13 protein-coding genes and 1 tRNA gene are annotated in these 13,568 nt (G+C 67.7%); 2 read left to right on the forward strand and 12 right to left on the reverse strand.

Annotated elements, in window-relative coordinates:
* The first annotated feature begins 30 nt into the window (after positions 1 to 30).
* Entirely contained in the window at positions 31 to 702 is a 672-nt protein-coding gene (locus tag ACZ50J_RS13200; protein WP_464297614.1) for a hypothetical protein, read from the forward strand.
* Positions 703 to 832: 130 nt separating this feature from the next.
* On the opposite strand, the gene polA is transcribed toward ACZ50J_RS13200, so the two are convergent.
* Complete coding sequence (gene polA, locus ACZ50J_RS13205; RefSeq protein WP_464297615.1) at positions 833 to 3,514, reverse strand: DNA polymerase I; 2,682 nt, start codon at positions 3,512 to 3,514, stop codon at positions 833 to 835.
* A 19-nt stretch (positions 3,515 to 3,533) separates the two neighbouring features.
* On the opposite strand from polA, the gene ACZ50J_RS13210 reads away from it, so the two are divergent.
* A complete protein-coding gene (locus ACZ50J_RS13210; protein WP_464297616.1) occupies positions 3,534 to 3,989 on the forward strand; it encodes a PaaI family thioesterase in 456 nt (151 codons plus the stop codon).
* On the opposite strand, the gene ACZ50J_RS13215 is transcribed toward ACZ50J_RS13210, so the two are convergent.
* The 11 genes from ACZ50J_RS13215 to ACZ50J_RS13265 form a co-directional block, all read right to left on the reverse strand.
* Positions 3,986 to 4,555: an N-acetyltransferase family protein gene (locus tag ACZ50J_RS13215; protein ID WP_464297617.1), complete on the reverse strand. Its 570-nt coding sequence runs from the start codon at positions 4,553 to 4,555 to the stop codon at positions 3,986 to 3,988. The genes ACZ50J_RS13210 and ACZ50J_RS13215 overlap by 4 nt on opposite strands.
* A gap of 138 nt (positions 4,556 to 4,693) precedes the next feature.
* Positions 4,694 to 5,404 carry an ABC transporter ATP-binding protein gene (locus tag ACZ50J_RS13220; RefSeq protein ID WP_464297618.1) on the reverse strand — a complete coding sequence of 237 codons (711 nt, stop codon included), beginning with the start codon at positions 5,402 to 5,404 and terminating at the stop codon, positions 4,694 to 4,696.
* Positions 5,391 to 6,233: an ABC transporter ATP-binding protein gene (locus ACZ50J_RS13225; RefSeq protein ID WP_464301350.1), complete on the reverse strand. Its 843-nt coding sequence runs from the start codon at positions 6,231 to 6,233 to the stop codon at positions 5,391 to 5,393. The genes ACZ50J_RS13220 and ACZ50J_RS13225 overlap by 14 nt, the downstream gene beginning before the upstream one ends.
* 56 nt (positions 6,234 to 6,289) lie before the next feature.
* Positions 6,290 to 7,483: a branched-chain amino acid ABC transporter permease gene (locus ACZ50J_RS13230; protein WP_464301351.1), complete on the reverse strand. Its 1,194-nt coding sequence runs from the start codon at positions 7,481 to 7,483 to the stop codon at positions 6,290 to 6,292.
* A 2-nt stretch (positions 7,484 to 7,485) separates the two neighbouring features.
* Positions 7,486 to 8,490 carry a branched-chain amino acid ABC transporter permease gene (locus tag ACZ50J_RS13235; RefSeq protein ID WP_464297619.1) on the reverse strand — a complete coding sequence of 335 codons (1,005 nt, stop codon included), beginning with the start codon at positions 8,488 to 8,490 and terminating at the stop codon, positions 7,486 to 7,488.
* A gap of 120 nt (positions 8,491 to 8,610) precedes the next feature.
* Positions 8,611 to 9,855, reverse strand: coding sequence for a branched-chain amino acid ABC transporter substrate-binding protein (locus ACZ50J_RS13240; RefSeq protein WP_464297620.1), 1,245 nt, complete (start codon positions 9,853 to 9,855; stop codon positions 8,611 to 8,613).
* A gap of 137 nt (positions 9,856 to 9,992) precedes the next feature.
* The gene (locus ACZ50J_RS13245; RefSeq protein ID WP_464297621.1) at positions 9,993 to 10,601 is read right to left on the reverse strand and encodes an ANTAR domain-containing response regulator; all 609 of its coding nucleotides are present in this window, start codon (positions 10,599 to 10,601) and stop codon (positions 9,993 to 9,995) included.
* A 56-nt stretch (positions 10,602 to 10,657) separates the two neighbouring features.
* Entirely contained in the window at positions 10,658 to 11,683 is a 1,026-nt protein-coding gene (locus ACZ50J_RS13250; protein ID WP_464297622.1) for a DUF695 domain-containing protein, read from the reverse strand.
* Between the two features lie 64 nt (positions 11,684 to 11,747).
* Positions 11,748 to 12,014 (reverse strand): PLDc N-terminal domain-containing protein, encoded by a 267-nt coding sequence (locus tag ACZ50J_RS13255; protein WP_464297623.1) that lies wholly within the window; start codon positions 12,012 to 12,014, stop codon positions 11,748 to 11,750.
* Positions 12,015 to 12,072: 58 nt separating this feature from the next.
* Positions 12,073 to 13,446 carry a cryptochrome/photolyase family protein gene (locus tag ACZ50J_RS13260; protein WP_464297624.1) on the reverse strand — a complete coding sequence of 458 codons (1,374 nt, stop codon included), beginning with the start codon at positions 13,444 to 13,446 and terminating at the stop codon, positions 12,073 to 12,075.
* Positions 13,447 to 13,483: 37 nt separating this feature from the next.
* Positions 13,484 to 13,566 (reverse strand) — tRNA-Leu (locus ACZ50J_RS13265).
* Between the last annotated feature and the right edge of the window lie 2 nt (positions 13,567 to 13,568).

Consider the following 13,568-nt stretch of genomic DNA (forward strand, 5'->3'; position numbering starts at 1 on the left):
GAGACCTGACCGGTGGGTAACATTCGGCTCATGCCCGAAGACCTCGAGACCCGCACGGTGATGACTCCTCGCACCGGCACCAAGATCTGCATCCTCATCGGCCTCGCGTTCATCGTCGCGGCCGTCTACTTCTACTTCGTTCCCGCAACGGGCGTCCGCACCGACAGCGGCTCGGTCTTCGGATGCGGCACCGCCGCGAGTCCGGCGAGCAGCACGTTCGCCAAGGGCACCTGCTACCGGGTGACCGACGTCGAGAAGTACCGCGCCATCGCCTGCGCCGCCATCGGCCTGCTGACGATCGTGCTCGGCGCCGTGATGTTCGGTGTGGATCGTCGCACCGAGTCGCGTCCGGCACGGCACACCGGCGGTTACCCCGATGACCGTCCGCGCTCCGGTGACCGTCGTGGCTGGGACGACGAGCCGCGCGGCCGGTACGCCGACGACCGCGACCCCCGGGATCGGGACGATCGGGATCGGGACGACCGGGATCGGGACGACCGGGAGGACCGGGATCGTGACGATCGCGGACGTGCCGACGGTGCGCAGCAGCAGAACCCCGAACTGCTCCTCGGCGGCCCGCGCGACGACCGGGACGCCGACGACCGGGATGAGCGGCGTTTCGACGCACGGTTGCGTGATCTCGACGAGAACCCCGCGTCCCGCCGCGAACGCCGACGCCCGCGCAGCGACTGGGACGACTGACCTCCGCGCCAGCACGTCAGGTCCGCACCAACTCACTACTGTCGTCGGTTACTCACCGGAATCCGCTGATTTCGGCGAGTAACCGACGACAGTTTCGTGTTGTCGGCGCGAGTTGCTCGCGCCGAACGGATCAGTGCGCTGCCGCGTGCCAGGAGTTGCCGACCCCGATGCTCACGTCGAGCGGCACATCGAGCTCGACGGCATTGCCCATCTCGCGGCGCACGATCTGCTCGACCCGGTCCTGCTCGCCGGGCGCGATCTCGATCACCAGCTCGTCGTGAACCTGCAGCAGCATGCGGGACTTCACGACGGCCGCGGCCAATGCGTCGCGCACGTGCAGCATGGCCAGCTTCATCACGTCGGCGGCCGAACCCTGGATGGGGGCGTTGAGCGCCATCCGTTCCGCGGCCTGCCGGCGCTGCCGGTTGTCGGAGGTGAGGTCCGGCAGGTAGCGCCGGCGGCCGAGCATCGTCTCGGTGTAACCGGTCTTGCGCGCGACGTCGACGATCTCCCGCAGGTAGTCGCGCACTCCCCCGAATCGGGTGAAGTACTCCTCCATCAACGTCGTCGCCTCGGCGGCGCTGATCGCCAATTGCTTCGACAGTCCGTATGCCGACAATCCGTAGGCCAGGCCGTAGGACATCGCCTTGACCTTCGCCCGCATCTCGGCCGTGACGTCCTCCGGCGGCACGGCGAACACCCGCGAGCCGACGAAGCGGTGCAGGTCCTCACCGCTGCGGAACGCCTCGATCAGGCCCTCGTCACCGGACAGGTGCGCCATGATCCGCATCTCGATCTGGCTGTAGTCGGCCGACATCAGCGACTCGAACCCGTCACCGACGACGAACGCCTCGCGGATCCGGCGGCCCGCCTCGGTGCGGATCGGGATGTTCTGCAGGTTGGGGTCGGTCGACGAGAGCCGGCCGGTCGCCGCGATGGTCTGCTGGTAGGTCGTGTGGATGCGACCGTCGTCCGCGATCGACTTGGTCAGGCCTTCGACGGTGACCCGCAGGCGTGCCGAATCCCGGTGGCGCAGCAGGGCTTCCAGGAACGGGTGCTCGGTCTTGGCGTAGAGATCGGTCAGCGCATCGGCGTCCGTGGTGTAGCCGGTCTTGGTCTTCTTCGTCTTGGGCATCCCGAGCTTGTCGAAGAGCAGCACCTGCAGCTGCTTGGGCGAGCCCAGGTTGATCCGCTCCCCGTGGGCCGCCTCGTAGGCGTCCTCGGCGGCGCGCTCGAGGGCGTCGGCGTAGTCGCTCTCCAGCCGGTCGAGCAGCTCCGGGTCGACATGGATGCCGACGCGTTCCATCTGCGCCAACAGGTCGACCAGCGGCAGCTCCATCGTGGCCAGCAGCTCGGTGCCACCGGTCTCGGCAACCTGCTCGTCGAGAGCAACGGACAGGTCGAGCACCGCTCGCGCCTGGACCATCGCCTCCTCACCCTGATGGTCGTGTCCGTCGAGGTCGAGCATGCCCTGCGCCGGGTTGTCCTGCTCCGGCCGCAGTTCGCGGCGCAGGAAGCGCAGCACCAGATCGGCCAGGTCGTAGGCCCGTTGGTCGGGGCGCACGAGGTATGCCGCGAGCGCGGTGTCGCTCACCAGGCCGGCCAGTGGCAGGCCCGCGGCATACAACGCCTGCAGCGGACCCTTGGCGTCGTGCAGCACCTTCGGTCGGTCGGCATCGGCCAGCCAGTCGCGCACGGCCTGCTCCGCGTCCGGCGGCAGCTCCGCCACGTCGAAGTATGCCGCCCGCCCGGCGTCCTCGTCGCCCACGGCCACCGCAAGCGCCCGCACGTCGCCGGTGCCGCGTGCCCAGTCCCCCACGACGTGCACGCCGGCCCGATCCGTCGAGTTGAGGTTGGCACCGACCCAGGCAGCGACCTCGTCGGGCGCGAGCACCGAACCCTCGACCTCGACTGCACCCTCAGCCTCGTCGCCGGCTGCGTCCAGGGTCGCGAAGAGCCGCTCGCGCAGCACCCGGAACTCCAGGCCGTCGAAGACCTGGTGCACCTGGTCGCGGTCCCATACCTGGCGCTCCAACTCCTCGGGCGTCACACCGATCGCGACGTCACGCACCAGCTGGTTGAGCCGCCGGTTGCGCAGCACGCCGTCGAGGTGCTCGCGCAGCGAGTCACCGACCTTGCCCTTGATCTCGCCGACGTGGTCGACGATGCCGGGCAGGTCGCCATACAGCCCGATCCACTTGGCGGCGGTCTTCGCGCCGACGCCGGGCACACCCGGCAGGTTGTCGGACTTCTCGCCCACCAGCGCCGCGAGGTCCGGATAGCGCTCCGGCGACACGAGATAACGCTCCTCGACCTTCGCCGGCGTCATCCGCCACAGGTCGGAGACACCCTTGGCCGGGTAGAGGACGGTGACCTTGTCGGTGACCAGCTGCATCGCGTCGCGGTCCCCGGACACGATCAGCACCTCGTCGAAACCGTCGGCCTCCGCCTGCGTCGACAGGGTCGCGATCAGGTCGTCGGCCTCCCAGCCGGCCATCTCGATGTAGCGGATCTTCAGCGCGTCGAGGATCTCGTGGACCAGCGACACCTGCCCCTTGAACTCGTCCGGCGTTTTGGCCCGACCCGCTTTGTACTCGGCGTACTCCTCCGCGCGGAAGGTCTGCCGGGAGACGTCGAAGCAGACACCGACGTGGGTCGGCTCCTCGTCCCGCAGGACGTTGATCAGCATCGAGGTGAAGCCGTAGACGGCGTTGGTGGGCTGGCCGGTGGTCGTCGAGAAGTTCTCGACGGGCAGCGCGTAGAACGCGCGGTAGGCGAGCGAGTGACCGTCGAGGAGAAGGAGGCGTTTCACACGTGGCAGCCTATTCGTCATGACCGACAACACGACGCAGTCCCCCACCCCTGCCGCGGACGCAGAACTCGTCAAGCTCTTCAACGACATGAACGCCGGAACCCTCGGCGAGAAGATGGGCATCCAGTTCGTCGAGGCGAGCCCGCAGCGCATCGTCGCGACCATGCCGGTCGAGGGCAACAACCAGCCCTACGGCCTGCTGCACGGCGGTGCGAGCGTGGTGCTCGCCGAAACCCTGGGTTCGGTCGGCGCCGCGCTGCACGCGGGCGAGGGACGCATCGCGGTCGGCCTCGACATCAACGCCACGCACCACCGGGGCGCCCGGTCGGGTCTGGTCACCGGGACCGCCACACCGCTGTCGCTGGGGCGGACGCTGGCGTCGTACGAGGTCGTCATCACCGACGATCAGGGCAACCGGCTGTGCACCAGCCGGATCACCTGCCTGCTGCGCGACTCGGCGCCGAAGGCGAGTTAGTCGACCAGCGTCGACGACTGCGCGAGTGCGGGCTCGCAGTTGCGGGCCCGCGCACGCGCGCGCAACGACCGACGCAGCCGGACCGCGTCACTCACGGCCGGCAGCCCGTGCCCGGCAAGGCGCCGGCGCAGCGCCGTGGGCGTGGTGCTGCGCTCGGTCACGACGGAGGCGAAGCCGAGCCGCGCGAAGAAGCGGTTGGCGTCCCGGCTGCTCGACGGCACGCACGACACGATCTCGGGGGCATCGATGCTCTCGGCGTATGACGCCACGACCTTCAGCAGCGCACCGGCAACGCCCCGCTGACGCCGGCCGGGCTTGACCCAGAGCACGTCCACCCAGACCGCAGGGGTGTCCAGCAGCGCGGACATCGGACCCGACATGACGATGGTGTAACCAACGGGGTCGCCGTCGATCGCAGCCAGGTAGACGCGCACGTCCGGGCGGGCGCACGCTCGGGTCAACCGCCCCTCGCGCAGGGCACGGTCGATCTGATCGTCGCTGTGCCCTTCGGCGTTCTTCGCCTGGCGCCACAAGGAGACGAGCTCCTGCTCGTCCCCTGACGTCATACGCGTGACCTGCACCGCTGACCTTGCCACTGTTGAACCTCCGACGGATGACCCCGAGCCACACGTGCAACTCCGCAGAGTACGCCCCTTGCCGGACCGTGCGGTGGCCGGCCGGGGAAACTTCTACCCGGAAGTAGGTCAGGCGCCCAAGTAGGCCGCGCGCACCGCGTCGTCGGAGGCCAGCTCGGCACCGGAACCCTCGCGCGTGATGTGGCCGGTCTCCAGGATGTACGCCCGGTTCGCCAGCTTCAGGGCCTGGTTGGCGTTCTGCTCGACGAGCAGCACCGTGGTGCCCTGCGCGTTGACCTCCTTGATGATCCGGAAGATCTGCCGGATGAACTGCGGTGCCAGCCCCATCGACGGTTCGTCGAGCAGCAGCAGTTTCGGGTGCGCCATCAACGCGCGACCGATCGCAAGCATCTGCTGCTCGCCGCCGGACATCGTTCCGCCGGACTGCTTCTGGCGCTCCTTCAACCGGGGAAAGAGGTCGAAGACCCGGTCGTAGTCGTCGGCCATGCTCGACTTGTCCTTGCGGGCGTAGGCACCCATGTCGAGGTTCTCCATGACCGTCATCGCCGGGAAGATCCCGCGGCCTTCGGGGGTCAGCGAGATCCCCTTGACCACCCGCAGGTGCGCCCTCGTCCGCGAGATGTCGTCGCCGTCGAAGGTGATCGAACCGTGCGACAGGCCGAGTAGGCCGGCCACCGCACGCATCGTCGTCGTCTTGCCGGCGCCGTTCGCGCCGATCAACGAGACGATCTCACCCTCGTCGACCTTGATCGACATGTCGTGGATCGCCTGGATGCGCCCGTAGTGAACGCTCACGTCGTTCAGCTCAAGCAACGCCATCGTCGTCGTCCTCCACGCCCAGGTATGCCGCGATCACAGCAGGGTCCTGCTGGATCTTCTTCGGTATGTCGTCTGCGATCTTGCGGCCGAACTCCAGCACCACGATCCGGTCGGTGACGCCCATGACCAGCTTCATGTCGTGCTCGATGAGCAGCACCGTGTATCCGTCGCCCCGGATCTGCCGGATGAGCTCCATGAGCCCTTCCTTCTCGGCCGGGTTGAAGCCGGCGGCCGGCTCGTCCAGGCAGAGCAACTTCGGATCGGTGGCGAGCGCACGGGCGATCTCCAGCCGCCGCTGGTAGCCGTACGGCAGGCTCCGCGACGGCGACTGCGCCTGCTCGGCGATGCCGACGAACTCCAGCAGCGCCATGCCACGATCGATCGACTCGCGTTCCTCGCGCAGGTGTCTGCGACTGCGGAAGATCGCTCCGGGCACGCTGGTCCCGTGTCGGGCGTCGAGTCCGACAACGACGTTCTCCAGTGCGGTCATCTCGCCGAACAGCCGGATGTTCTGGAAGGTCCGGGCGACGCCCGAACGCGTGATCGCGTGCTTCTTCTTGCCGACCAGCGACTCGCCCTCCATCAGGACGGTGCCGGCAGAAGGCTTGTAGACACCGGTCATCGCGTTGAAGCAGGTCGTCTTGCCGGCGCCATTCGGGCCGATCAGGCCGAGGATCTCCCCTCGCTTGATGTCGAAGGTGACGTGATCAAGCGCGGTCAGACCGCCGAATTGCACTGTCAGGTCGTTGATCTCGACCAACGGTTCGCCGACCGACACCGCGATGTCGCGGTCCGGGGCGACCAGCTCGGCGATCTCCTCATCGGACACCGGCTGGTTGACGTCACTCCCCTCGGGCACTGCCGCGCCGAGGTTCTCGGGGCCGGTCACTGGTCCTCCTCCTTGTGCAGGCTGATCGACGTCGCGCCGGTCGCCGCGGTGCTCGGGGTGCTCGTCGGAGCGTCACCGACCCACTCCCGCAGGCGTCGGATGGCCGCAAGCAGGTGGTTGCGCGCCGCCAGCAGACCCTGCGGCCGGAAGATCATCAGCACCACCAGCGCGATACCGAAGATGAGGTACTTGTAGTCCGCGATGCCCACGAACCGGTCCGGGATGTAGGAGACGATCGCACCGCCGAGCACCGCGCCGAACTTGTTGCCGGAGCCGCCGAGGACGACCGCCGCCAGGAACAACATCGAGGTCGCCACGTCGAACTTCTGGTTGTTGACGAAGCCGACCTGCCCGGCGAAGAGCGCCCCGGAGAGGCCGCCGATCGCGGCGCCGATGGCGAAGGCCCACAGCTTGTACTTGAAGGTCGGGACACCCATGGTCTCGGCGGCGTCCTCGTCCTCGCGGATCGCGATCCAGGCCCGGCCGACCCGGGAACGTTCCAGATTGCCGAGCAGCAGCATCACGATGACGATGATGACGACGGTCATCATGTACCAGGCGGTGCCGTTCTCGAAGATCGGCTTGCCGTTGTGCGTGCCGGGCGGCATACCGACGTCCTGGAAGCCGGTGTTGCCGTTCAACGCCGGCACGATATTGGCCAGCAACCGGATGATCTCGCCGAAGCCCAGGGTCACGATGGCCAGATAGTCACCGCGCAATCGCAGCGTGGGTACGCCGAGCAGGATGCCGAACACCGCCGTGACCACCATGGCCAGCGGCAGGGTGAACAGGTACGGGATGTGCACGTAGCTGCTGTCCGGGCTGGTCCACAACGCGGCCACGTAACAGCCGATCGCGAAGAAGCCGACATACCCGAGGTCCAGCAGCCCGGCCTGACCGACCACGACGTTCAGCCCGAGCGCCGCCAGCGCGAACCGCGCCATGTTGAAGCAGGCGATCGAGAAATCGGTGTCCGGGGTGCTGATGATCGGCGGGTTCAGCACCGGCAGGAACAGCACGACGACCAGCAGGATCGCCAGCACACACCACTGTTGCCACCGCTGCAGGCCGTTCCACCAGCCGCGCACGCCGTCGAACATTCCGGCCTTGCGCGCACCCTCGGTGGCCTGACTGTCGTCTTCCTTCTGCTCTGCTCGCACGCTTCCGAGCGGGTCTTTTCCCATGGCCATCGTCACGCACGCACCTTCGCCAGGTTGGAGCCGAGCACACCCTCGGGCCGGACCATCAGGACCAGCAGCAGCACGATGAAGCAGACGACATCGTTCCATTGCGCGTCGCCGAGGAGGTACTGGCCGTAGTTGCCGATCAGGCCGAGCAGCAGGCCGCCGAGCAACGCCCCGCGGATGTTGCCGATGCCACCGAGCACAGCCGCCGCGAACGCCTTGATGCCGAGCACGAAACCGCCGTTGTAGAGCGCACCGGACGGCACCTGCATGATGTAGAACAGGCCCGCCGCACCGGCGAGCAGACCGCCGATCGCGAAGGTCAGCAGGATGATTCGCTCGGTGCTGACACCCATCAGGGTCGCGGTGTCGGGATCCTGCGCCACCGCGCGGATACCGCGCCCGGCGCGTGTCCTGCGGACGAACTGGTCGACCGCGAGCATCATCACCAGCGCCGCGACGACGATGACGATCTGCTGCAGGAAGATGATCGTGTCGCCGAACTGGAAGATGGGCTTCACCGGCAACATGCGCACCGAGGGTTCGGCGACCGACCCGCGCCACAGGAAGATCAGGTACTGGATCGCGAACGACATACCGATCGCGGTGATCAGGAACGCCAGCCTGGGTGCCCCACGGGCACGCAACGGTTTGTACGCGATCCGCTCGACCAGGACGGCGACGACCGCCGACGTCAGAGCTCCCGCGACCAGCGCGACCAGCAGGTCACCGATCAGCGGGATCGTGCCCAGGTTCGGGGCGTTGCCGTTGAAACCCATGCCGGTGAGCGTGAAGACCACGGCATACGCACCCGAGATGAACACCTCGGAGTGGGCGAAGTTGATGAGATTCAGCACGCCGTAGACGAGGGTGTAGCCGACCGCAACGAGCGCGTAGATGCTCCCGTAGGTCAGGCCGTCACGCGTCGCGGGCAGAAAGTTCGAGAAGAGCGCGTTGAAGTCGAAGCTGATCCAGCTTCCACCCGCCGCGTCGGCCGCAAGTTCGTGCAGCATCGGGGAATCCTTCGGTCCTGTGAGTCCGGCAGTTGTCCGGCGCCCTCGAAGCGCCTCTCGACACAGCGCGACGGTTCGCCCTTCATGTGTGCGAACCGTCGCGCCGTGCGGTGCTTCCTGTCAGCCCTTGCTGATGATGCCGACCGACTTGATGTCGGAACCGTCGGCCTTGTAGCCGTAGACCGGCAGCGAGGACAACTCTCCGATGGAGTTCCACTTGTAGTGCTTGGACAGCCCGTCCGCGTCGTACGACTTGATGAAGCTCTCCATCGCCGGTCGCGTCGTCTTGCCCTTGTCGATGGCGGTCAACATGATCGTCGCGGCGTCATACCCCTCGACCGAGTAGGTTCCGGGTGCGGCCCCGTTGCTGACCTTCTTGTATGCCGAGGCGAAGCTCGGGATCAGGTCACCGGGGATGCAGGGGCAGGTGAAGTAGGCGTTCTTGGCCGCGTCGCCGGCCTGCTTGATGAACTCCGGGTCCTTCACACCGTCCGGGCCGATGAACACGCCCTTGTAGCCGCCGTCCACCAGCTGCTGGTCCAGGGGCGCTCCCTCGGCGTAGTAGCCGGCGTAGAACACCGCGTCGGCCTTGGAGTTGAGGACCTTCTGGACCGTGGCGGAGAAGTCCTTCTGCTTGGTGATGACCTTGTCGGTCCCGGCCAGCTTGCTGCCGAGACCCTTCTTCGCGGTCGCCGCCAGGCCGATGCCGTAGGTCGAGTCGTCCTGGATGACGAAGGTCTTCTTCGCACCGAGCTTGTCGGCCAGCTTGGAGACGGCCGGACCCTGGACGTTGTCGTTGCCCAGGCCACGGAAGAAGGTCTTCCAACCGTTCTTGGCCAGTGCCGGGTCGGTCGCCGACGGCGTGATGTGGGCCAGGCCGGCCTGCTCGAAGATCTTGCCGGTCGCCTTGGACTCACCCGAGAACGGCAGGCCCACGACACCGACGATGTTCTTCTCCGAGACGGCCTTGGTCGCCGGGCCGGTCGCCTTCGTCGGGTCACCCTCGGTGTCGAACTTGCTGAACTTGACCTGGCAGTCCGGGTTGGCCTTGTTGTGCTCGTTGATGGCCAACTGCACACCGTTGTAGATGTTGATGCCGAGCTGGGCGTTGTCGCCGGTCATCGCGCCGACATAACCGATGGTGGTGCCGGCCGCACACTTCGCCTTGCCGTCACCGGCCGGCTTGACCGCATCGGACGGGACATCGATCTTGTCCTGAACGGGCAGGTTCTTGATCTCACTGTCGCCGGAGCCCCCGGTTGCACCGTTGGAGCCCCCGCCACCGCCCGAGCTGCTGTTGGCACAACCGGCAACGGCCATCACTGCCACGATCGCGGGAATGGCGATTTTCTTCGTCGCACGCACGAAGGTTCCTCCTTGACGGGACCGCGCCCGCAGGATGCGCCGCGCGTGACATGAGACCTTAGGTCGGATCCGCTGCCACGGCACCATAATTCGCGCGATTACTTGTTAATTTCTGGTTACGGAGAGGCGCTCCGCGATCAGCCCTCGGATGCGCCGCCGTCGGTCGCACCGGCGATCACCGCGTCGGCCACCTCGCGCATGCCGAGCCGACGGTCCATCGCGGTCTTCTGGATCCACCGGAACGCCTCGGCCTCACCCAGCCCGAGCTGGGTCATCAGGATGCCCTTGGCCCGATCCATCCGCTTGCGGGTCTCGAGCCGGGCGCCGAGATCGGCAACCTCGCCCTCGAGTGCCTTGCGTTCGGCCCACCGGGAGCGGGCGACGGTGATGGCCGGCTCCAGGTCGTCGATGGTGAACGGCTTCAGGACGTAGGCCATGACTCCGGCGTCCGAGGCACGCTCGACGAGTTCCTTGTCGGAGAAGGCGGTCAGCATCACCACGGGCGCGACGCCGTCACGGCCGATCTCGTCGGCCGCGCTGATGCCGTCCAGGACCGGCATCTTGACGTCCATCACCACCAGGTCCGGCGACAGTTCACGCGTCCGGTCCACCGCCTGCCGGCCGTCGCCGACCTCGGCCACCACGTCATAGCCGGCCTCGCGCAGCATCTCCGCCAGGTCGAGTCGGATGATCGCCTCGTCCTCGGCGACCAGCACCCGCACGCCGCCGCTGTCTTCGTTCGTCACGCGCCTTAGCTAAGCACGTGGCGGTCTGCCGATTACCCGGCGGTATCCGCGCAGGGTCAGCCGCGCAGGTGTGCCACGCCGGACCAGCCCGGGTCCGACTCGACACTCACCTTCACCGCGCCGTCCGGCCACCCGGTGACGGCGGCCTTGATCTGGTCGGCCGCCGGGGTGGCGCCATCGGCATACACGTGCACCAGGCAGAGACCGCCGCTGCATTCGTGCGCGACGATCCGGCCCTGCTCCTCCAGCCGATCCGTGACGTGGTTCTTCAGCCGTTCGAGCTCGGCGAGCGTCTGCTCGCTCGGCAGTCCGTCGTCCTCGCGTTCGCTGTAGGGGACGGCGACGACGATGTGCTGGTCGAGTTGCGGCGCCGACGCGGCAGCGAGCGGCACCTGCGCTCCCGCGGTCACCGGGCCACGAGGACCGGTGCCCTGCAACGAGATCCATTGCGGGTTGCCGTTGGCGTCGGTGAATTCCTCCCGCAGGTCACGAACCACGGCGCGCAACCCGGTCAGGCCGAACCCGTCCAACGGTGGTGTGGTGATCGGCTGCAGTTCGCCGATCCAGGTCTCGGTCATCTCCTCGCCGAGTGCGGTGTCCAGCGCGATGAAACAGACACCGAGTCGCTGGTCCTGCGAGACCTCGGACAACTGCGGGTGGTAGACGGTCACGTCGATGCGACTGCCGGAGCGACGTACGCCGACCTGCACCTCGCCCAGGTCGAACTCGTGGCCCTCGAACTTCAGCACCCGACCGCCGATGGTCGTCGCCGGCTGCCTGCTGTCGGCGTAGGCCCAGACGAACTCCGTAGGTGGTGCGGCGGCCAGCCAGCGGCGAGCGACGGACCGCAACTCGGGGTCGCCGTCCGCGGTGACCACCAGCAGGTGTGCCGACTCCGTGCCGGGTGCGATCTCCCACGCGAGGCCGTCGTCGATCGCGTGCACCCGAGGATCGAGCAGCGGAGCCGTTCCCGTCTCCGGGTCCGCCATCGCGACCTCGCCGGAGCCGCCCTCGGACCACCACGTCCAGAACGCCTCGATCGCGTCACCCGTGGTGTCGCGCCGCTTCCCGAAAAGTGCCATGCGGACCATCAAACAACACCGGAGCCCGGCGGTCACAGGGAGGCGCTGCGTGACAGCGGATCACTCAGTGCTCGGGCGGGTGGAGGTGCGTCGCGACGTTCGTCCGGAGTTCCTCGGGCGGCATGTCCGACGTCGCCGCCAGCTGCAGCTTCTCGAACAGCAGGTAGGCGAACGCCCCGATCGGCACCAGGATCAACACGGCGAGCGCCCATTGCCATTTGCGGATCAGCAGCGGGCGCTCCGTGCGCGCGATGTCGACCAGGCAGTAGCCGATGAGCAGCACCCCGAGGACGATCAACGGCAATGCCATGGCCAGCGATACGTCGTACATGTCCAGCCCCCTCCGCTCCGACCGGCGCTTTCAGTATGCACCGGTCCGGGCCCGCCGCTCATGCGTTCGGCGTCGACTCGTCTCCGCGATAGCGGGCCAGTGCCACCTCTCGCTCGGCGGCGTGGTCGACGATTCGTTCGGGATAGCCGTCCCGGTAGCCGTCGGTATGCCGCCACGGCTCGTGCACGGCGGCACCCGCCAGGTGCCGCAGCTCCGGGACCCATCGTCGGACGTAGTCGCCGTCCGGATCGAATTTCTTGCCCTGCGTGATCGGGTTGAACACCCGGAAGTAGGGCGACGCGTCCGTGCCGGTCCCGGCGACCCACTGCCACCCGTGGTTGTTGGACGCGATGTCGCCGTCGATCAGGTGGTCGAGGAAGAAGCGCGCACCGACCGGCCACCAGACGTGCAGGTCCTTGGTCAGGAAGCTGGCGGTGACCATCCGCACCCGGTTGTGCATCCAACCGGTCGCGACAAGCTGCCGCATGCCGGCGTCGACGAACGGATAGCCGGTGCGGCCCTGTTGCCATGCGTCGACCTCTGGGCCGGGGTCGTCATACGGCATGTGGTCCAGCGCGTCGGTGAGGTCATGCCAGGCGCTGCGCGGTGCCCGCCACAGCACGTCCCCGTAGAAGTCGCGCCAGGCGAGTTCGGAGATGAAGATGTCCCGGCCGGAGCCGCGGCGCGGAGCGAGGTCGGCCAACAGGGTTCGGGGATGGATGGCGCCGACCTTCAGATACGGACTCAGCCCACTCGTCCCGCGGTGGTCGGCACGGTCCCGATCGGCGTCGTAATCACCGAGCGCCTCGTCGAGGAAGTCGCGCCAGCGGTCGAGGGCGGCCGACTCCCCCGCCTCCGGCAGATCGATCAGGCCCGGTGCCTCCCGCGCCGCTCGTAACGCGGCAAGCGCGTCCGCGTCGGAATCGACTGCACGCCAGGAGGTTTCGACCGCGCCGGCCGGCGCCGGCGCACCGTGATCGGACCACGCCCGGCGGAACGCGGTGAAGACCTTGAAGCCGGTGCCCGCCTGCGTCGTCAGCGTCCCCGGTCCGATCGCGTATGGCGTGCCGGTCTCGACCCAGTCGATTCCGTTGTCCCGCAACACTTTTGCTATGCCGTCGTCCCGACGGCGACCGAACGGAGTCGTCTCCCGGGAGACATGCACGGAGGTAACAGCGAGACGCCGCACGGTTGCCGGAATGACCTCGCGCGGGTCGCCATACAGCACGGCGAGCTTGCCGTCGTAGGAGTCGACGGCTGCTTGCACGGACGCGGCCAGCCAGGCACGGCGCACGTCACCGGCGGATCCCCAGAGCGCGGGGTCGAGCACGAAGACGACGGCGACATCGTCACGAGTAGCGTCCGCCGCGGCCAGCAGAGCGGGTAGATCGCCCCGGCGCAGGTCGCGACGCAACCACAGGAGACTGGTCATTCAGTGAGTGAACCAGACAAGGGGTCGGTCCGATGGGTGCCGGAGGCGGGATTTGAACCCGCACGCCCTTTCGAGCAAAGCATTTTGAGTGCTCCGTGTCTGCCGTTCCACCACTCCGGCGA

The sequence above is a fragment of the Flexivirga sp. G2 genome (assembly GCF_055397625.1).